The sequence below is a fragment of the Paraburkholderia sp. J76 genome (assembly GCF_905220295.1).
In the GTDB taxonomy this organism is placed as follows: domain Bacteria; phylum Pseudomonadota; class Gammaproteobacteria; order Burkholderiales; family Burkholderiaceae; genus Paraburkholderia.
The window spans coordinates 527,384-547,553 of record NZ_CAJMZJ010000003.1 but is presented as its reverse complement, the minus strand read 5'-3'; the positions used below and the strand labels follow the sequence as shown (position 1 = coordinate 547,553).

Here is a 20,170-nt window from a genome sequence, read left to right as displayed (position 1 = left end):
GCGATGTGTGCCGCCGCACTGACAAGCGAGGCAAGCCATGAAGCGACGCGACTTTCTTGCAGCCGGTGCGACGGCCGCCGCCGCGATGGCGGGTTCTTCGCTATGGCTGCCCGGCGCTGCGCGCGCGCAGGGCGCGTCGCCCATGCATCAAAGCGCGGCGAGCGGCTACGAGAACCTGCTGATTCTCGTCGAACTCAAGGGCGGCAACGACGGCCTGAACACCGTCGTGCCGTTCGCCGATCCGCTCTATTACAGCTACCGCCAAAGCATCGGCGTGCCGCGCGCGCAGGCGATACAACTGGACGAACGCACGGCGCTCCATCCCGCGCTTGCGCCGCTCATGCCGATGTGGCGCCAACGCGAACTCGCGATCGTGCAGGGCGTGAGCTATCCGCAGCCGAATCTTTCGCACTTTCGTTCGATCGAGATCTGGGACACGGCTTCGCGCTCCAACGAATATCTGCGCGAGGGCTGGCTCACGCGCGCGTTCGCGAGCGAGCCGGTGCCACCCGGATTCGCCGCCGACGCGCTCGTGCTCGGCAGCGCCGAGATGGGGCCGCTCTCGAACGGCGCGCGCGCCATCGCGCTCGTGAATCCGGCGCAGTTCGCGCGCGCTTCGCGCCTCGTCACGCCGGTTTCGCTCAAGGAACGCAACCCCGCGCTCGCGCACATCCTCGACGTGGAGAACGACATCGTGCATGCCGCCGATGCGCTGCGGCCGCGTCCGGGTACTGGCGCGCTGAAGACGGCGTTTCCGCCGGGCGCGTTCGGCGCGTCGATCAAGACGGCCATGCAGGCGCTTGCATCGAGCGACACGCCGCAAGGCGCGCCGGTGGCGGGGCGCGGCGTCGCGGCGATTCGTCTGACGCTGAATGGCTTCGACACGCACCAGAACCAGCCGCAGCGTCATGCCGACTTGCTGCGCCAGTTCGCGGCGGGCATGGTCGCGATGCGCTCGGCGTTGGTGGAGCTTGGGCGTTGGGATCGCACGCTCGTTGTGACGTATGCGGAGTTCGGGCGGCGCGTGCGCGAGAATCAAAGCCGCGGCACCGATCACGGTACGGCTTCGGCGCACTTCGTTGCGGGCGGGCGCGTGGCGGGCGGCCTCTATGGTCAGGCGCCGCAACTCGCGCGACTCGACGGCAACGGTAATCTGCCGGTGGGCGTCGACTTCAGGCAGATCTATGCGACCGCGCTAGGCCCATGGTGGGGGCTCGACACGCAGGCCGTACTTCAGCAGCGCTTCGAGCCGCTGCCGTTGCTGCGCGCGTAACGCCCGCGCGAACTTCAGGTACGCCGCGCCGCGCGCCAGGCGATCCAGAGCTTGCGGACCGGCGTAAGCACGATCTGCTGATGCAGCACCTGATAGTCTTCGCGCTCGACTTCGTCGAGCAGCGCGAGTTCGAGCGCCGCGAGCGCGCGCAAGGTGCGCTGGTCGCGCCGCGCCGAAGCAGGAATCGCGTCGAGCGCGGCGTGTACCGCTTCGCGTGCTCGCGTGGTCTGAAACTGCATGAGTTCCGCGAATTCCGCGCTATAACGGCGGTTGATGAGATCGGCGGCGGTGACGTTGTAGCGCTGCAATTCGTCGATGGGCACGTAGATGCGGCCATGGCGCGCGTCGTTGCCGATTTCCGGAACGAACTGCGCGAGCATGAGCGCGTTGCCGAGGGGGGCGGCCCAGCGTGCGGCGTCCTCGCGATCCTCTTCGGTGCGCGCGCTGAGCTGCGCCACGAGCGAAGCGAACGTGCCGCCCACGCCATCCATATAGCGGCGCAGATTCGGCAGATCGAGATAACGCGCCTGCTCGAAGTCCATTTCGAAGCCTGCGAGCAGCGCCTGCAGGCCTGGATAGATGGCTTTCGGTTCGTCGAGATGCTCGGCGAGCGCCTGCGTAACCGGATGCGCGGGATTGCCCGCGGCGAGCGCGGCCAGTTCCTTTTGCCACCAGGCAAGCTTCGTGCGGCCGACGGTGGGGTCGCTCGTTTCTTTCGCGGTTTCTTCGAGTTCGCGGCGTAGTGCGAAGAGGGCGGTCAGGAGCGGTTGGCGCGCGGCGCGGGCCTGACGCAGCGCATAGTAAGTGCTCGAACCAGGGGGAGCCGCCTTTTGCAGGCAGTAGTCGTCGAAGTTCACGGCGTTCGCAGATGTGGGGCGAAGCGGCCAGGCGCGCCGCGTCGATAGAGCCGCGATTCTAGCACCGGCGCGGCTCGCGGCCGGTCCGGCAGCGCCGCCCGGCGTTGTTCCCGGGAGCGCGCACGAGCCACCGTCGCGCACTGTTTTCAGGATGCAGACAAGCGCCAGGCAATCGGTTAGAATCTCGCGCTTGCGCTTTCTGACACTGAGCGAAAGGCGTGCAGCCGGCACATCATTGAAGCATCGCTGCCGGCGAGCGTAGTCAGAGAATTCGCGTGAGTGGCGAAATTGGTAGACGCACCAGGTTTAGGTCCTGACGCCCGCAAGGGTGTGCCGGTTCGAGTCCGGCCTCACGCACCAAATATCATCCAAACGTTCACACCGTTTGACCAGAAAACCCCGCCGGGCTTGGCTCCGCGGGGTTTTTTTGTTGCACTCTACGCCCGTTTATCACCAGTACCAACGACCCCCAATCGGGGGGGCGGGTGTGCCGCCTGTCGGCAAGGAGCCCACGAAGACCCCACGGGAGACCTGGATAGGCAACCGAACGAAATTCATCAAGGTCAGACGGATGATGATGCAGAAGTGGGCGGACTATCTGGACCAGATCAAAGCCGGTGCCAAGTTGACCCAACTCAACACGGCACGCTGACGCCGCTGTTATAGCTCGGCTCTCGAACCAGTGATGGCCGGTTCTCGATCCGATTTGCATTAACTGCGCGCCAGTCCAGATAGCGCAACGTAAGCTGCTTGGTGACGTGCTAGTAAACACGCCACAACCAAGTGGAGGTGACATGTCGTTACCCGAATGGGGCGGTTCTTATAACGCGCTTTACGTGCCGCTCAAGGGCGGCTGGCAGTGTGCGCTGGTACCCGCGTGCGATATCGGAGTCGGAGACCGTGGCGGGCAGCTGTCTTTCGAGGAGCGCCAGAAAGCGCGAAAGACGCGCGAAGGCCAGATGGAACAGGACAGACGGGATTTCGATCAACTGTTCAGGGTGAGCATCGCTCGCCGTACGTCGCGTATCTCGGGCGATTTCAGCGCCTACGCAGGCTTCATCGGCAAATACGTGCGCGGGCGATGGCACACGCCGATAGATGGCGATGACATCACACGCATTCTGCGTGACGCGGTGAGAGATGGCCTGATCGTCCCCGTCATTGATCGTGACTGGCGCGGCAGTATCGGTGTATCGAAGCGCTACGCACCGCAAAGCTGGAGCGAAACGCGCCGGAGCGGCGGTGGTGGAGCGGTCGTCAGCACACCGCGGGCGAAGACGTTTCACCAGTCGGTGATGGAATCGATGGGCCTCGATGCCGACGACGCGGCGACGGCCTACATCATCAAGTACAACACGATGGTCGAGCGTATCGATGCAATACAGGTCACGAACGCCGCAAAGCGCGCCGCAGCCGCAGCGGGTAGCTATGGCGACGACTTGCTCGGTGGATTGGAGTTGGCAGCCGGGGCTGTGCTTGGCGACGGTGCCGATTCGAACGATGACGGTGGCGCCACAGGCGATGAGCTGTTCGGCGCGGATTCTGGCGGCGATTCGACGCCGCTCGGTAACGCACTGCCGTTCGACTATCAACCCGATATGCCGGATGGGAACTCGGAAGAGCTGGCCGCCAGCACGAACAATCCGAACTATGCCGCGAAGATGCTTGGGTATGACCGCAAGACGTTCGGCAACATGGTCCACTCCATGAAAGATGAGCTTGATTTGCGGGGCGATGACAACGTTATTTGGCACGACAACGGGGACGTCGAATTTAATAACGGCGTCATCGGCAATATGCACGACTACGCGTACTGACCACCACATGAAAGCAGATCATCAACTCGCGCACGCATCATTCACCATCTATCAAGACGTGGAGTCCCCGGAATTCTGGACGCGTTATTTTGGCGTCCAGCCGGATACGCAGAGGGTGAAGGGGCAATTTCGCATCACTCCGTCCGGGCGAGTTAGCAAGTTTCCAGCTCGAACCGGGGTGTGGGGAATCGGAAGCAGAGAGCATGTCCAGAGTGACCTGCTAGCGCCGCACCTTCACTATCTGGTCGAGCGTCTAGCGCTACCTCGGTCAGACCTGCCCGAATTGCTCAAACGTACCGGCGCGCACATGCGCTTCTTCTGCTTTTGGGATAACGAGGCAGGGGACCGCGTGCCCGACGTACCCGACGATATCCGTGCCATGATGGAGTCAATGGGCGGCACGGTCGAGATTGACGAGTATCGCTAAATCCTCCGCAGGGCACGCGGCTATTCCCAGCCGAGAAGGCGGCACGTGGCATCCATCAACGCCAGATTGCGGGCCACCGCGATTCGCGCTAGCTCGTCCGTCAGCCGCTGGCGCGTGGCGTGCGTTATCCGCTTGCCCGATTCGATGCGAGCCTCGATCTTTCCCTGCCTGCGCCAGAGATGATCGATCGCGCTTTCGGATTGGCTCGGGTAGCGGTCAGGTCCGCACCAAAATAGAAAGGCCATGTACCTGACGGTACATGGCCTTTTTGTTTATGCAGCCCTCACGCCGTGGCGACGCCATACGGGCCGCTATCTGTTTAGCTTATTGCGTCTGCTTGCTGCGTTCGCCTTACAGCTCGGCCTGCATCGCTTCGATCACCTTGTCGAGCGCGCGCGCGAGTGCGTCGCGCTCCTTGTCGTCCAGGCTCGCGAAGAGGTCGACGTTCCACTTGCGCGCGATGGGCATGACCTTGCGATACAGCGCGCGTCCGTCGGTTGTGAGCGAAACGAGCACGAGGCGTCCGTCTTCCTCGCTCGTGGCGCGCTGCATGAGGCCGCGGCGCATCAGCGCTTCGGCTGCACGGCTTGCCTGGCTTTTGTCGAGATTCGCGTGACGCGCAAGCTCCATCACGGAAAACGGGCCGAACGCCCCCACCGCTGCAATGAGCCGAGCCTCCGGAAGTGTGATGCCGAGCTTCGCCTGGTAGCGTTCGCTGGCGCCCCGTTCGGAGAGTTTGTTCAGGACATGCAGCCGATAGGTGAGGAATTGTTCGAGTCCGGCTTGGCTTGCCTTCATGGGAGTCCTGGTCTGGTCGCTTGGGAAGGACGCGAAACGTGTCGCGATTCCATGATTGTTGCCCCATCTTGCGCCCGGGTCAACGCATCCGAACCCTTGTGCGCCGCGTGCGGTGCGGCGCACGAATCTATTAATCGCTTACTGCGGAATGCAAGGCGCGCGAATTCGACAAATCGGACTCCGAAGCGCGGATTTTGCCGAAAAGCCGGGGCGGCGCGCCCCGGCGGCACTACCTAGATAGGTGCCCGCGCAGCGTATTTGAGGCGCGTGAGTTGCTCCGCTTCGTTGGCGAGCAGGCGCGCGGCGTCGCGAATCGCGGTTTCGAGCGTGATCGGGCCCGGCGCGGGCGAAAAGCAGCCGCTGAAATGCGCCGCGAGACGCGGCAGAGCCGCTGCGTCCACGGCGCCCGAGAGCAGCGTGGCGGGCACGCCCGCGGCGACGGCGTGGCGGCAGGCGATGAACGGCGCCTTGCCGTGCAGCGTCTGCACGTCCGAGCGGCCTTCGCCGGTAATGAGCCAGTCGGCGCCATCGAGCGCTTCGTCCAGACCGATGGTGCGTGCAACGACTTCGGCGCCGGGCTCGAAGCTCGCCCCGAGCATGCGCAGCGCGAATCCCAGTCCGCCTGCCGCGCCGGAACCGGCTTCCTCGCGCACGCGGCGGCCCAGCGCATTTTCGAGCAGATCGGCGAAACGGCCGAGCGCCGCGTCGATCGGCGCGACCTGTTCCGGCGTCACGCCTTTTTGCGGACCGAATACGGCGGTCGCGCCATGCTCGCCCGTGAGCGGATTATCGACGTCCGACATGCCGACGAACGACGCTTCGCGAAGCCGCGCATCGAGCCCGGAAACGTCCACGCGCGCCACCTGCGCGAGCGCTTGCGGCGTGGGCTCCAGCGGCTGGCCGGCAGCGTCGAAGAGTTGCACGCCAAGGCCCGCGAGCAGGCCGGCGCCGGCGTCGTTGGTGCTGCTGCCGCCGAGCGCCACGTAAAAGCGCCGTACGCCTTCGTCGAGCAGCGCGCGGATTGCTTCGCCCATGCCGCGCGTGCTGCGCGCCTCCACCGGCACGCCCATGCCCACGGGGTCCGTGATGCCGACGATTTCGGCGGTTTCGAGAATCGCGCTGCCGTCGTGCAGCAGGCCCGCTGCGGCGTCGCGTTTCGGGCCCGCTGCGCCCTCCACGGTGAGGACGCGGCGCTCGCCGCCCGTCGACAGCATCGCGTCGAGCGTGCCTTCGCCGCCGTCGGCCATGGGGCGGATGCGGATGTCGGCGTCGGCGCGCACGCGGCGGATGCCCTCGGCGATCGCGGCGGCGACCCCGTCCGCGCTGAGCGAGCCTTTGAATGAGTCAGGAGCAATGACGATAACGGGAGCGTCAGTCGACGAATTCGGCATGGTGTCTCTGCTGGAAGAATGTGTTGGGAGCGGCTGCGGCCGGCGGGGCGTCCGGCGCGAGCGTTAGCTTAACAGTCTCGCCGCGTGCGCTGGATAACCGCGGTGCGATAGCGCGCATCGGAGCGCCTTTGCGGCGTGCAGCGAGCCAAACGCGCTGCAAAACAAGCCCGAAAGCGGGGCAAAAACCCGCTCAACACGCGCCAAAACGGCAATTCCACTGGGACCGGGAAATAGTTTGCTAAAATACTTGGCTCTTTTGACGGAACCGCACCGCAAGCCGCCTGTTTCGGCGCTGTTGAGCGGCGCGCGAGGCGCCTGCATTCAGCTCCAAAGCGGGTTGCTGGACCTCATCGGCCCGCAGGGACAGGCGGGACAGAAGCGGACCAAAGCGGGGCCAAAGCGGCCCGCGGCACGCAAAGACCACAGATTACTGATTCGCTCGAACAATTTTAGGACGATTGAAGCCATGGCTAACGTTGTTGAAAACCTCGGCAAGCTCGAACGCCGCGTGACGATTTCCCTGCCGAAGGACGCCGTGCAGAAAGAAATCGATTCGCGCATCCGTAAACTCGCGAAGAACGTGCGCATGCCGGGTTTCCGCCCGGGCAAGGTGCCGCTCAAGATGGTCACGCAACAGTATTCGGGCCAGGTCGAAGCCGAAGTTCTGAGCGACAAGGTCGGCAAGGAATTCTTCGACATCAGCCGCTCCGAAAACCTGCGCGTGGCCGGCCAGCCGAGCTTCGCGCCGAAGTCGGAAGCCGCCGAAGGCGACTACGCGTTCGACGCGACCTTCGAGGTCTACCCGGAAGTGAAGCTCGGCGACGTCGCAACGGCGGAAATCGAGCGCACGACCACGACCATCACCGAAGCCGAAATCGACCGCACGCTCGACATCCTGCGCAAGCAGCGCGTGCACTTCCACGCTCGCGGCGAAGCCGGCGAGCACGGTGACGGCGGCGCCGACACCGCAGCGAAGGAAGGCGACCGCGTGACGGTCGACTTCGTCGGCAAGATCGACGACGTCGCGTTCCCGGGCGGCACCGCCGAAGGCTTCGCGTTCGTACTGGGCGAAGGCCGCATGCTGCCGGAATTCGAAAAGGCCGCGATTGGCCTGAAGAAGGGCGAGTCGCGCGAATTCGATCTCGCGTTCCCCGAGGACTACCACGGCAAGGACGTCGCCGGCAAGACGGCGAAGTTCACGATCACGATGCAGCAGATCGAATGGCCGCACCTGCCGGAAATCGACGCCGAATTCGCGAAGTCGCTCGGCATCGCCGACGGCGACCTCGTGAAGATGCGCGCCGAAATCAAGGACAACCTCGAGCGCGAGGCGAAGCGCCGCACGCAGTCGATCGTCAAGAACCAGGTGATGGACGCGCTGCTGAAGATCTCCGAACTCGACGTGCCGAATGCGCTCGTCGAGCAGGATCAGGAACGCCTCGTCGAAATGGCGCGCGCCGACCTCGCGCAGCGTGGCGTGCCCAACGCCAAGGACGCGCCGATCCCGGCCGAGATGTTCAAGGAACAAGCCGAGCGCCGCGTGAAGCTCGGCCTCGTGCTCGCCGAACTCGTGAAGGCCAACGGCCTCGAGGCGAAGCCGGAGCAGATCCGTGCTGAAGTCGACGAATTCGCGAAAAGCTATGAGGACCCGAAGGAAGTCGTGCGCTGGTATTATTCCAACCAGCAGCGCCTGGCCGAAATGGAAGCCTACGTCGTCGAATCGAACGTCGTGGACTTCGTGCTCGGCAAGGCCAAGGTGACGGACAAGCAGGTTAGCTTCGAAGAACTGGCAAGCGCGACGGCGCAGGCTTAAATCTGCCCGCTACGGCGTGCCGGCTGTCGGAGCGACCGACGGTCAGCACGCCGTTTTTGTATCCGCCTGTTTTTTATGCGCGGCAAGTTAGCCATGCTGTTCGTGTGGTTGATATGAACGGGGTCCGTCGCCACGTCTCCATACGGGTATATCAGAAGAACTTTTCCAGACAAGGATGCACCGCATGACCATTCGCGCTCAATCGCTGGATACGTTGACCTCCCACTCGTCGCGGGACTTCGACCCGCAGGCGCTCGGCCTCGTGCCGATCGTCGTCGAAACGAGCGGCCGTGGCGAACGTTCCTACGACATCTACTCGCGCCTGCTCAAGGAGCGCGTGGTGTTCCTGGTCGGCGAGGTGAACGACCAGACGGCGAACCTCGTCGTCGCCCAGTTGTTGTTTCTCGAAAGCGAAAACCCGGACAAGGACATCAGCCTGTACATCAACAGCCCGGGCGGGTCGGTGTCGGCCGGCATGGCGATTTACGACACGATGCAGTTCATCAAGCCCGACGTTTCGACCCTTTGCATGGGCCTCGCGGCCAGCATGGGCGCATTTCTGCTGGCGTCGGGCGCCACGGGCAAGCGTTTCGCGCTGCCGAATTCGCGCGTGATGATTCACCAGCCGCTCGGCGGCGCGCGCGGCCAGGCTTCGGACATCGAAATCCAGGCTCGCGAAATCCTGTACCTGAAGGAGCGCCTGAACCAGTTGCTCGCGCACCATACGGGTCAGCCGGTCGAGCGCATTGCGCGCGACACGGATCGCGACAATTTCATGTCCGGCGACGACGCTCAGGCATACGGTCTCGTCGACCAGGTTCTGCACAAGCGTCCGTAAGCTGCGCGAGCGGTTTTGCGCGTCCGACCCTGCGAAGGGCGGCGCGCCAGGCGAGTCCAGCAGGAACAGCTCGGCCCCCGTACAAAAGGGGATAGCCGACGCCGCGCAGACCTTGTGAAATAATCGGCAAACGCGCTTCGCGGCCCGCGGCCCCCAACGCCGTCTCAGCAAGCGGTTCACGCACCCTCCGGCCTGGCCGGGGGAAACGGCGTATCATGTAACAGAGTGTCCGGAGGCTCATTTATCCATGGCGGACAAGAAAGGTTCTAACAGCGAGAAGCTGTTGTATTGCTCGTTTTGCGGCAAGAGCCAGCATGAGGTGAAAAAACTCATCGCTGGTCCGTCGGTATTCATCTGCGATGAATGTATCGACCTGTGCAACGAGATCATTCGCGACGAAGCCGCCGGTGCGGGCGTCGACGCGGCGCTGTCGCGCTCGGACCTGCCGAGCCCGCAGGAGATCCGCGACATCCTCGACCAGTACGTGATCGGGCAGGAACGCGCGAAGAAGATCCTCGCGGTAGCGGTGTACAACCACTACAAGCGTCTGAAGCATCTCGACAAGAAAGACGACGTCGAACTCTCCAAGAGCAACATCCTGCTGATCGGGCCCACCGGCTCGGGCAAGACGCTGCTCGCGCAAACGCTCGCGCGTCTTCTGAACGTGCCGTTCGTGATCGCCGACGCCACCACGCTGACCGAAGCCGGCTACGTGGGCGAGGACGTCGAGAACATCATCCAGAAGCTGCTGCAGAACTGTAATTACGAGGTCGACAAGGCCCAGCGCGGCATCGTCTACATCGACGAGATCGACAAGATCAGCCGCAAGTCGGATAACCCGTCGATCACGCGCGATGTTTCCGGCGAAGGCGTGCAGCAGGCGCTGCTCAAGCTCGTCGAGGGCACGATGGCATCGGTGCCGCCGCAGGGCGGCCGCAAGCATCCGAACCAGGATTTCATCCAGGTCGACACGACCAACATCCTGTTCATTTGCGGCGGCGCGTTCGACGGTCTGGAAAAGGTCATCACCGACCGTACGGAAAAGACCGGCATTGGTTTCGGCGCAAGCGTGAAGAGCAAGCAGGAGCGCGACACGGGCGAAGTGCTGCGCGAAACGGAACCGGAAGACCTGATCAAGTTCGGTCTCATTCCCGAACTGATCGGCCGTCTGCCCGTGGTCGCCACGCTCGGCAAGCTCGATGAAGCCGCGCTCATGAAGATTCTGGTCGAGCCGAAGAATGCGCTCGTCAAGCAGTATCACAAGCTCTTCAACATGGAGCGCGTGGAGCTGGAAATTCGCCCGGCCGCGCTGCAGGCCGTCGCCCGCAAGGCGATCCGCCGCAAGACCGGGGCCCGTGGCCTGCGCTCGATCCTGGAACAGGCATTGCTCGATGTGATGTACGAGCTGCCGGCCATGAAGGGCGTGAGCAAGGTCATCATCGACGACAACGTGATCGACGGCGACGGCAAGCCGCTGCTGATCTACGAAGACGCTCCGAAGGTCGCAGGGTCGAACTGATGGTGGTGATCGGCTAAAGAGTTCCGGAAAAGGGCCGTTCATACAATGGGATGAACGGCTTTTTCGTTTAATCTTGTGGTCGATGGCGCACTATTTTGGAGTCACTGAACTTTTCCCACACGCGCGAGGCTTGCAATCGGTATCTCAGGCCTCAATTACCGAACAATTGATTCCACTCATGGGGAAATGAAATGTCAGGAACCCAACTCCTCCCGCCGGAACGCACCACGCTCCCGCTGCTGCCGCTGCGAGATGTCGTAGTCTTCCCGCATATGGTGATTCCCCTTTTCGTGGGCCGGCCGAAATCGATCAAGGCCCTCGAAGCGGCGATGGAAGGCGGCAAGCACATCATGCTCGTCGCCCAGAAGACCGCCGCGAAGGACGAGCCGACCGAAAAAGACATGTATGAAGTAGGGTGTGTCGCCAACATCCTGCAAATGCTCAAGCTGCCCGACGGCACCGTGAAGGTGCTCGTGGAAGGCTTGCAGCGCGCGAAGACGCTTTCCATCGAAGAACAGGAAACGCAGTTCTCGTGCGAAGTGATGCCGCTCGAACCGGACCACGCCGACAGCGCCGAAACCGAAGCGCTGCGCCGCGCGATCGTCTCGCAGTTCGATCAGTACGTGAAGCTCAACAAGAAGATTCCGCCGGAGATCCTGACGTCGCTGTCGGGTATCGACGAAGCCGGTCGTCTTGCCGACACCATCGCCGCGCACCTGCCGCTCAAGCTCGACCAGAAGCAGCACATCCTGGAAATGTTCCCGGTTGTGGAGCGTCTGGAGCATCTGCTCGCGCAACTCGAAGCCGAAATCGACATTCTCCAGGTGGAGAAGCGCATTCGCGGCCGCGTGAAGCGCCAGATGGAAAAGAGCCAGCGCGAGTACTACCTGAACGAACAGGTCAAGGCGATCCAGAAGGAACTGGGCGAAGGCGAAGAGGGTGCCGATCTCGAAGAACTCGAGAAGCGCATCACCGCTGCGCGCATGCCCAAGGAAGCCAAGAAGAAGGCCGACGCCGAACTCAAGAAGCTCAAGCTGATGTCGCCGATGTCGGCCGAAGCCACCGTCGTGCGCAACTACATCGACACGTTGATCGGCCTGCCGTGGCGCAAGAAGAGCAAGGTCAACAACGACCTTTCGAACGCCGAAACCGTGCTCGACGAAGACCACTTCGGTCTCGAGAAGGTGAAGGAACGCATTCTCGAGTATCTCGCGGTCCAGCAGCGCGTGGACAAGGTCAAGGCGCCGATCCTGTGCCTCGTCGGGCCTCCGGGCGTCGGCAAGACCTCGCTCGGGCAGTCCATTGCGCGCGCAACGAACCGCAAGTTCGTGCGTATGGCGCTGGGCGGCGTGCGTGACGAAGCCGAAATTCGCGGCCACCGTCGCACGTACATCGGTTCGATGCCGGGCAAGATCCTGCAAAGCCTCACGAAGGTCGGCGTGCGCAATCCGCTCTTCCTGCTCGACGAAGTCGACAAGATGGGTATGGATTTCCGCGGCGATCCGTCGTCGGCGCTGCTCGAAGTGCTCGATCCGGAGCAGAACCACACGTTCGCGGACCACTACATCGAAGTCGATTTCGACCTCTCCGATGTGATGTTCGTCGCCACGTCGAACTCGCTGAACATTCCGCCGCCGCTGCTCGACCGGATGGAAGTCATCCGCCTCTCGGGCTACACGGAAGACGAGAAGGTCAGCATCGCCCAGCGTTATCTCCTGCCGAAGCAGAAGAAGAACAATGGGCTCAAGCCTGGCGAGATCGACGTGACCGAAGGCGCGATCCGCGACATCATTCGCTACTACACGCGTGAAGCGGGCGTGCGCTCGCTCGAACGTGAAGTGTCGAAGATCTGCCGCAAGGTCGTGAAGATGCTGTTGCTGAAGAAGGCCGACAAGGCCGTCACGGTGGACAGCGCCAATCTCGACACCTTCCTCGGCGTGCGCAAGTACGACTTCGGTCTGGCCGCGAAGGAAAACCAGATCGGTCAGGTCACGGGCCTCGCATGGACGGAAGTCGGCGGCGATCTGCTGACGATCGAAGCGGCGGTCATGCCCGGCAAGGGCAACGTGATCCGCACGGGTTCGCTCGGCGACGTCATGAAGGAATCGGTCGAAGCGGCACGCTCGGTGGTGCGCTCGCGCTCGCGTCGCCTTGGCATCAAGGACGAGGCGTTCGAGAAGCAGGACATCCACATTCACGTGCCGGAAGGCGCAACGCCGAAGGACGGTCCGTCCGCAGGCGGTGCGATGACGACGGCGCTCGTCTCCGTGCTCACGGGCATTCCGGTGCGCGCCGATGTCGCGATGACGGGCGAGATCACGCTGCGCGGCGAAGTGCTGCCGATCGGCGGGCTGAAGGAGAAGCTGCTCGCAGCGCATCGCGGCGGCATCAAGCTCGTGCTGATTCCGGAAGAGAACGTCAAGGATCTCACCGAGATTCCGGACAACGTGAAGAACTCGATCGAAATCGTGCCGGTCCGCTGGATCGACAAGGTGCTCGAACTCGCGCTCGAACGTGTGCCGCAGCCGCTGCCGGAAGAAGAAGTGAAGGCCGAGGACGCCAAGGCGCCCGTGGCCGAATCGAAGGACGCCGGCGCGACGGAAGTCGTCAAGCACTAAGTCGTTAGTGTCTCTTCAGTAACCTGCGCTCCGGCGCAGCGAGTTATCCCCAAAAAGCCTGCGGCATGGTCCGCGGGCTTTTTTTCTTTGCGCGTCACAATCCTTTACGTTGCGACGACAACCAGGCGTCTTTTCTGCGATTTCCCACTTATTCGACCAAGCCCTCGAATGTTGTCTCGAATTGCTGGCCGATCAGGCTGAACCCCGCTTGACACGGCGCTTTCGGCCTCGTTAAATGACCGGGCCCCGCGCTACGCGGGGACGTCTATCCAATAAGTTGACCTTCTTTCTTACGATTGCCCAAACACATTCTCGGGGGCTGGAATGAATAAAACGGAACTGATCGACCATATCGCGCAACAAGCCGACATTTCGAAAGCGGCTGCGGGACGAGCGCTCGACGCCGTGATCGGCGGCGTGAAAGGCACGCTCAAGAAGGGCGGCTCCGTCACGCTCGTCGGCTTCGGCACGTTTGCCGTCGGCAAGCGCACGGCGCGCACGGGTCGCAATCCGCGCACTGGCGACGCGATCAAGATCAAGGCAGCGAAGGTGCCCAAATTTAGGCCTGGTAAAGCTCTGAAGGATGCGCTAAACTAGCGGGCTCGCTACCTGATAGGTAGCGCAGCAGAGGTCGCAGTACAGGAAGCAGCGCAGAGTAAAGCAGGAAGCGTAGTAAGCGCATGAAGCTGGGTGCTTAGCTCAGTTGGTAGAGCGGCGCCCTTACAAGGCGTAGGTCGGGAGTTCGAGCCTCTCAGCACCCACCACAGCTTCAGTTCCGGTACGTAGCGCACCCGCATGGAGCGGTAGTTCAGTTGGTTAGAATACCGGCCTGTCACGCCGGGGGTCGCGGGTTCGAGTCCCGTCCGCTCCGCCAAGGATATCTCGACAAGAAGGCGAACTCCGGTTCGCCTTTTTTGTTGGCCGCTGTTGTAATATCGGGCGTTCTATTTTTTGGCGCCCTCAACGTCTGGTCACGCATGCTCGACTTTTTCCGCAATCACAAACGCCTGATGATGCTGATGCTGATGCTGGTGATTCTGCCAGGTCTCGGCTTCGTCGGTATTCAAGGTTTCCGCGGCTTCTTTGATGAAAGCGCAAACGTCGCGAGCGTCAACGGGCGCAAGATCACGCGCGTCGAATACGACAACGCCGCGCGTCAGCAACTCGACCAGGCCCGCCAGGTTCTCGGCGCGCAATTCGACGCGAGCATGTTCGACACGCCCCAGCATCGCAAGGACATTCTCGACGGCCTGATTCAGCAGCGCGTGCTCGCGGACGAAACGCAGCGCCTGCACCTCACCGCCTCCGACGACGCCGTGCGCCGCGCGCTGCTCGCCGACCCGGTGATTTCGTCGCTCAAGAATCCTGACGGCTCGATCAACCTCGACCAGTACAAGCAACTGCTCGCCATGCAGGGCATGACGCCCGAGCAGTACGACGAGCGCGTGCGTTACAGCCTCGCCATGCAGCAGTTGGGGGCGTCGATCGTCAGCAGCGCGTTCACGCCGAAGGCGCTCGCACAGCAGTTGACGGGCCTCTCGGAGCAGCAGCGCGAAGTGCAGGGCCTTGCGTTCCACGCGAGCGACTATGCGCCCAAGGTTCAGCCGACCGACGCGCAACTGCAGGCGTACTACGACGCGAACAAGAACGCCTTCGCTACGCCCGCGACGGCGCAGATCCAGTATCTCGTGCTTTCGGCGGCTACGGTGGCCGCCGGCGTGCAGCCCGGCGACGCCGATCTCAAGAAGTACTACGACGACAACATCGCGCACTACCGCACGCAGGAAGAAGTGCGCGCGAGCCACATCCTGATCACGGTGCCGAAGGGCGCGAGCGCCGACGTGCGCAACGCCGCGAAGCAGAAGGCCGAGTCGATCCTCGCCGAAGTGAAGGCGCATCCGGATCAGTTCGCCCAGATCGCGCAGAAGGAGTCGCAGGACCCGGGTTCGGCGTCGAAGGGCGGCGACCTCGGCTACTTCGGCCCCGGCATGATCGCGGGCGGCCAGGCGTTCGACGCGGCGGTCTTCAAGCTCAAGAAGGACGAAATCAGCGATGTGATCCAGTCGGACTTCGGCTATCACATCGTCAAGGTCACGGACCTGAAGCCCTCGGTCACGAAGCCGTTCGACGACGTGAAGGCGCAGATCGCGAACGACGTGAAGGCGCAGCAAGCCGCGAAGCTGCTCGCCGACGCGACAGACGGCTTTACCTCGTTGGTCTACGAGCAGCCGAAGAGCCTGCAGCCGGCCGCGGACAAGTACAAGCTGACGATCCAGACCGCCACCGTCACGCCGAAGCCTAATGCAACGCTGCCGCCGGACAGCCCGCTGAACAACCAGAAGTTCCTCGACGCCGTATTCGCGAGCGACTCGGTGAACCAGCACAACAACACCCAGGCAATCGACGTCGGCAACAGCACGCTGATTTCGGCGCACGTGACGAACTACCAGCCGGCTGCCGTGCCCGCGTTCGCCGCCGTCAAGGACGCCGTGCGCCAGAAGGTGGTCGCGCAGCAAGCCGCCGACATGGCGCGCAAGGAAGGCGAGGCGAAGCTCGCGGACCTGCAGAAGTCGAAGTCGACCGACGGCTTCTCGTCGGCGCTCAAGGTCTCGCGCAACGACGCCCAGGGCCTGCCGCCTGGCGCGCTCTCCGCGGTCTTCAAGGCCGATTCGCAAAAGCTGCCCGCCTACGTGGGCGTGGACCTCGGCAACGACGGCTATGCGATCTATCGCGTGAATAGCGTCACCAACGGTCCGGCCGCCGACGGTCCGCGTCTGGCCGCCGCGCAGCAGCAGCTGGCCCAGGTGGACGCCCAGTCGCAGGTGCAGGCGTACCTCGACGCACTGCGCGACCGCTCGAAGGTGAAGCTCTACGGCTCGCTCGGCGCCGCCAGCCAGTCAGGCGACGGCGACAACGGTCAGTAAGCCCGACCCGCGTAACCGCCCGCCGGCGCGTCTAACGCCGGCGCAAAAAAAAAGCCCCGCGAAACATCGCGGGGCTTTTGCGTTCTGGCGAGCGCAAAAAAATCAGAGGCAGGCGTTAATGTCGCTGGTAGCGTCTCCGCCCGCGCCGCCGCCGGAGCGGAAGCCGACCCACGTCTTCGCGCTGGCGCTCCATGCCGGACGCACCGTTGCCGCTGCGCCGTTAGGCGGTTGCTGGCCAGGGACGTAGACGTCGACAGCCTGGCCGTTGGCGAGCACCGACTGCGAGACGACTTGCTGCTGCGACTTGTCGGCCCATTTTTGCGCGATGCATTGCGCAACCGCGGCCGGCGGTTGCTGGCTTGTGCCGACGGACTGCGCTCCGCTCGGCATTGGCTGATTGGCGCAGGCAGCAAGTGCTGCCGTTACGACAATGAGAGGTAAATATTTCACGCTTCTTCCCTCCAGTCAGGGTCGGTCGGATTCAGACTGCACAGCCGCAGGGCTTGCGTGTCTGACGCAAAAGGCGTGGCCATTGGCAGGATGCGAGAAAGCCGCCGGTGTTCAGTGCCGCCCGACGCTGCCGAGCAGCGGCTTGAGCGTTGGCCACACGTTGTCGAGGAGCAATGACTGTGCCCGCTCTGTAGGATGAATCTGATCGGCCTGGAATAGTTCGGGCTTGTCGGCGAGGCCGGCTAGCAGAAAAGGCACGAGCGGCACGTTCATGTCCTTCGCCAGCCGTTCGTAGATGGCGTGGAAGTCGCGCGTGTAATCGGGCCCGTAGTTGGGCGGCACGTACATGCCGATGAGCACCGGTTTCGCGCCGCCCTTGCGGATCTGTCCGACGATGGCGCGCAGATTGCTCTCCGTGGTCGCGAGCGGCACGCCGCGCAGCGCGTCGTTCGCGCCCAGCTCGACGATCACGATCGCGGGCTTGATGCGCTGCATGACGAGCGGCAGGCGTGTGAGTCCGCCGCTGGTCGTGTCCCCGCTGATGCTCGCATTCGCAACGTTATAATCGATGCGCTCACTGGCGAGGCGCTGGCGCAGCAGGGCCACCCAGCCCGTATCGCGAGGCAGGCCGTATTCGGCCGAGAGGCTGTCGCCGAGCACGACGATGTTCGGTTTCGCCGTGGCCGCGGGGTTCGCCGCCGCGTTGGCCGCGGGGACCGGTGCCGCAGCGAGCGCGGCGCCCGACATGCCGCCCAGGATCCCGAACAGGGCAGCGGCAGCGAAGGTGGCGATGGAGGCAAGCGCGCCGAAGCGGGACCCGGCGCGAGAAAAGGTGGCGCGCCGCGCGGCGCGTTTCTGGTTCACGGCTAACCTGTGCGTCATCATGTGCGAATGAATAGCGATCCAGTCATCGAAGTACGGGGTTTGAGCAAGCGGGTCACCGACGCCACCGGCGAGCTGACGATCCTCGACGGCATCGACCTCACCGTGCCGGCCGGCGGCAGCGTGGCGATCGTCGGCGCGTCCGGTTCCGGCAAGTCGACGCTGCTCGGTCTGCTGGCCGGCCTGGACAGCGCGAGCGCGGGTTCCGTGCGCCTGCTCGGCCATGAGCTTACCGGTATGGCCGAAGACCAGCGCGCTGCGCTGCGCAATGGCTCGGTGGGCTTCGTGTTCCAGTCGTTCCAGTTGATGCCGCATCTCACCGCTTTGGAGAACGTCGCGCTGCCGCTCGAACTCCAGGGCGGCATGTCCACGCGGGACGCTTTCGCCCGCGCGCGTGCGTTGCTGGAGCGCGTGGGTCTCGCCGGGCGTACCGGCCATTATCCGAAGCTGCTCTCGGGCGGCGAGCAACAGCGTGTGGCGCTCGCCCGCGCGTTCGTGACGCGCCCGGCCGTGCTGTTTGCCGACGAGCCCACCGGCAGCCTCGACGCCGCCACCGGCCATGCCGTCATCGACCTGATGTTCGAACTCAATCGCGCCAACGGGGCCACGCTCGTGCTCGTCACCCACGACGTCGATCTCGCGCAGCGCTGCGACGCCATCATCACCATCGAAGCGGGCCACCGCGTGGCCAACGCGCCGCATGGCGCGGCGGCTGCGAGTAATGCGAGCAACATCGAAGCCGGACGGTAAGGAGAGGCGCCCGAACGTTGACCGGCGTGCGCAGTTCATGCGCACGCCGGTTTTCGCTTTTTAACGCTTGAGCGCGGCGCGGGCGCGCGCGATCAGCGCGGCCGTGGACGAGTCGTGCGGCTTCACATTGCCGCTTGGCGCATTCAGATCGGCTTCGACCACCTTGCCGAGGATCTTGCCGAGTTCCACGCCCCACTGGTCGAACGGATTGATGTTCCACACCGAAGCCTGCACGAGCACCTTGTGCTCGTAGAGCGCGATGATCGCGCCGAGCGAACGCGCAGTGAGGGCGTCGACGAGCAGCGTGGTGGTCGGGCGATTGCCGGGGAACATGATGTGCGGCACGAGTTCGGGCTTGTCCGGGCCCGCGATCTTGCGCGCTTCTTCCTCGGTGCGGCCCAGCATCAGCGCTTCGCTTTGCGCGAAGCAGTTCGCGAGCAGCTTGGGATGATGGTCGGCCAGCGGATGCTCGGGCGTGAGCACGGCGATGAAGTCGATCGGCACGATTGTCGTGCCCTGGTGCAGCATCTGGAAGAACGCGTGCTGGCCGTTCGTGCCGGGCTCGCCCCAGGTGATCGCCGAAGTTGCGTAATCGACGAACTTGCCGTCGAGGCGCGCCTGCTTGCCGTTGCTCTCCATTTCGAGCTGCTGGAGATACGAGGGCAGGAAGTGCAGCGCTTCCGAATACGGCGCAACGAGATAGCTCTGCGAGCCGAAGAAGTTGCGATACCAGACGCCGATCATGCCGAGCAGCACGGGCAGGTTCTTCTCTAGCGGCGCTTCGCGGAAGTGCTGGTCCATGTCGTGCGCGCCGGCGAGCAATTCGTCGAACTGCTGCGGGCCGATGGCGATCATGATCGAGAGGCCCACGGCCGACCACAGCGAATAGCGGCCGCCCACCCAGTCCCACATCTCGAAGACGTTTTCCTTGGCGATGCCGAACTTCACGACTTCGGCCGGATTGGCCGAGACGCCGACGAAGTGCTTCGCGAGTTCGCCTTCCGGGCAGCCGTGCTTGACGAACCACTCGCGCATCGACAGCGCGTTGGTCATGGTTTCGAGCGTCGTGAACGTCTTCGACACGATGATCGCGAGCGTCTCTTCGGGGTCGATGTTTTCGATCGTGCGCCACAGATCGGCGCCGTCGACGTTCGAGACGAAGTGCGAGGTGATTTCGGGCAGTTCGAGATGCTTGAGCGCGTGCACGACCATCTTGGGCCCGAGATCCGAGCCGCCGATGCCGATGTTCACGACGTGGCGGATGCGCTTGCCCGTGTAGCCGGTCCACGCGCCGCTGCGTACGGCGTCGGCGAACTTCGCCATCTTCGCGCGCTCGGCGAGGATCTGCGCGTGGTACGGGGCATCGGCTTCGGTGGCGCGCAAGGCGGTGTGCAGCGCCGCGCGGCCTTCGGTCGGGTTGACGACTTCCCCCTTGAACATCGCATCGCGGCGCGCTTCCACGCCGGCCTCGCGAGCGAGCTGCACGAGCAGCTTGAGCGTGGCGTCGGTGATGCGATTCTTCGAGAAGTCGGCGCCGAGACCGCCGCCGGCGTAGGTGAAGCGTTCGGCGCGCGTTGGCGCGGGGTCGTTGGCGGGGGCGAACCAGTCGCGCAGCTTTTCGTCGCGGATCTGTTCGTAATGCGTCTGTAGCGCGGACCAGGCGGGGAGCGGATTCGTCATGTTCGTCTAGCGAGGGATCACGAATGGAGGGCGGCAGGCGCGGTTCGCCGATCAGGGCGAACCCGCGCGTCGCGCGCCGCGGTGAAACACGGGCCGCCTCCGGTGGGAGACGGCGTGCGGAGGATCAGTATAG

Annotated in this window: 16 protein-coding genes and 3 tRNA genes; 13 read left to right on the top strand and 6 right to left on the bottom strand. The window is 63.8% G+C overall.

The window, feature by feature from the left end; translation table 11 throughout:
* Window positions 1–37 precede the first annotated feature (37 nt).
* Complete coding sequence (locus U5768_RS09050; protein WP_322030019.1) at window positions 38–1,273, top strand: DUF1501 domain-containing protein; 1,236 nt, start codon at window positions 38–40, stop codon at window positions 1,271–1,273.
* A gap of 14 nt (window positions 1,274–1,287) precedes the next feature.
* Here the strand turns inward: U5768_RS09050 and U5768_RS09045 are convergent, their stop codons facing one another.
* Entirely contained in the window at window positions 1,288–2,130 is an 843-nt protein-coding gene (locus tag U5768_RS09045; RefSeq protein WP_322030018.1) for a squalene/phytoene synthase family protein, read from the bottom strand.
* A 273-nt stretch (window positions 2,131–2,403) separates the two neighbouring features.
* Here U5768_RS09045 and U5768_RS09040 point away from each other — a divergent pair.
* The 3 genes from U5768_RS09040 to U5768_RS09030 all read left to right on the top strand — a co-directional run bounded on the left by U5768_RS09040 (window position 2,404) and on the right by U5768_RS09030 (window position 4,374).
* Window positions 2,404–2,490, top strand: a tRNA-Leu gene (locus tag U5768_RS09040).
* Between the two features lie 434 nt (window positions 2,491–2,924).
* Complete coding sequence (locus U5768_RS09035) at window positions 2,925–3,947, top strand: hypothetical protein (RefSeq protein ID WP_322030017.1); 1,023 nt, start codon at window positions 2,925–2,927, stop codon at window positions 3,945–3,947.
* A 7-nt stretch (window positions 3,948–3,954) separates the two neighbouring features.
* The gene (locus tag U5768_RS09030; RefSeq protein ID WP_322030016.1) at window positions 3,955–4,374 is read left to right on the top strand and encodes a DUF4279 domain-containing protein; all 420 of its coding nucleotides are present in this window, start codon (window positions 3,955–3,957) and stop codon (window positions 4,372–4,374) included.
* Window positions 4,375–4,725: 351 nt separating this feature from the next.
* Here U5768_RS09030 and U5768_RS09025 read toward each other — a convergent pair whose 3' ends face one another.
* Together U5768_RS09025 and U5768_RS09020 are read right to left on the bottom strand one after the other, a co-directional pair.
* Entirely contained in the window at window positions 4,726–5,172 is a 447-nt protein-coding gene (locus tag U5768_RS09025) for a MarR family winged helix-turn-helix transcriptional regulator (RefSeq protein ID WP_322030015.1), read from the bottom strand.
* A 233-nt stretch (window positions 5,173–5,405) separates the two neighbouring features.
* Window positions 5,406–6,563, bottom strand: coding sequence for a glycerate kinase (locus U5768_RS09020; RefSeq protein ID WP_322030014.1), 1,158 nt, complete (start codon window positions 6,561–6,563; stop codon window positions 5,406–5,408).
* A 466-nt stretch (window positions 6,564–7,029) separates the two neighbouring features.
* Between U5768_RS09020 and tig the strand changes: the two genes are divergently transcribed.
* From tig to U5768_RS08980, 8 genes are all read left to right on the top strand, one after another.
* Window positions 7,030–8,376, top strand: coding sequence for a trigger factor (gene tig, locus U5768_RS09015; protein WP_322030013.1), 1,347 nt, complete (start codon window positions 7,030–7,032; stop codon window positions 8,374–8,376).
* A gap of 184 nt (window positions 8,377–8,560) precedes the next feature.
* The gene (gene clpP / locus U5768_RS09010) at window positions 8,561–9,214 is read left to right on the top strand and encodes an ATP-dependent Clp endopeptidase proteolytic subunit ClpP (RefSeq protein WP_322030012.1); all 654 of its coding nucleotides are present in this window, start codon (window positions 8,561–8,563) and stop codon (window positions 9,212–9,214) included.
* Window positions 9,215–9,461: 247 nt separating this feature from the next.
* A complete protein-coding gene (gene clpX, locus U5768_RS09005; RefSeq protein ID WP_028216418.1) occupies window positions 9,462–10,733 on the top strand; it encodes an ATP-dependent Clp protease ATP-binding subunit ClpX in 1,272 nt (423 codons plus the stop codon).
* A 191-nt stretch (window positions 10,734–10,924) separates the two neighbouring features.
* Window positions 10,925–13,351 carry an endopeptidase La gene (lon, locus tag U5768_RS09000; RefSeq protein ID WP_322030011.1) on the top strand — a complete coding sequence of 809 codons (2,427 nt, stop codon included), beginning with the start codon at window positions 10,925–10,927 and terminating at the stop codon, window positions 13,349–13,351.
* Between the two features lie 324 nt (window positions 13,352–13,675).
* Entirely contained in the window at window positions 13,676–13,948 is a 273-nt protein-coding gene (locus tag U5768_RS08995) for an HU family DNA-binding protein (RefSeq protein WP_027796408.1), read from the top strand.
* A 91-nt stretch (window positions 13,949–14,039) separates the two neighbouring features.
* A tRNA-Val gene (locus U5768_RS08990) sits at window positions 14,040–14,115 on the top strand.
* 33 nt (window positions 14,116–14,148) lie between these two features.
* Window positions 14,149–14,225 (top strand) — tRNA-Asp (locus U5768_RS08985).
* A 103-nt stretch (window positions 14,226–14,328) separates the two neighbouring features.
* Complete coding sequence (locus tag U5768_RS08980; RefSeq protein ID WP_322030010.1) at window positions 14,329–16,275, top strand: SurA N-terminal domain-containing protein; 1,947 nt, start codon at window positions 14,329–14,331, stop codon at window positions 16,273–16,275.
* 102 nt (window positions 16,276–16,377) lie between these two features.
* Here U5768_RS08980 and U5768_RS08975 read toward each other — a convergent pair whose 3' ends face one another.
* Window positions 16,378–16,725, bottom strand: a complete 348-nt coding sequence (locus tag U5768_RS08975) for a hypothetical protein (RefSeq protein WP_322030009.1) — start codon at window positions 16,723–16,725, stop codon at window positions 16,378–16,380.
* A gap of 111 nt (window positions 16,726–16,836) precedes the next feature.
* Window positions 16,837–17,472: an arylesterase gene (locus tag U5768_RS08970; RefSeq protein ID WP_322030075.1), complete on the bottom strand. Its 636-nt coding sequence runs from the start codon at window positions 17,470–17,472 to the stop codon at window positions 16,837–16,839.
* Between the two features lie 144 nt (window positions 17,473–17,616).
* Here U5768_RS08970 and U5768_RS08965 point away from each other — a divergent pair, with 144 nt between their 5' ends.
* A complete protein-coding gene (locus U5768_RS08965; RefSeq protein ID WP_415913869.1) occupies window positions 17,617–18,357 on the top strand; it encodes an ABC transporter ATP-binding protein in 741 nt (246 codons plus the stop codon).
* Window positions 18,358–18,417: 60 nt separating this feature from the next.
* Here U5768_RS08965 and pgi read toward each other — a convergent pair whose 3' ends face one another.
* Window positions 18,418–20,037, bottom strand: coding sequence for a glucose-6-phosphate isomerase (gene pgi, locus U5768_RS08960; RefSeq protein WP_322030007.1), 1,620 nt, complete (start codon window positions 20,035–20,037; stop codon window positions 18,418–18,420).
* Window positions 20,038–20,170 lie beyond the last annotated feature (133 nt).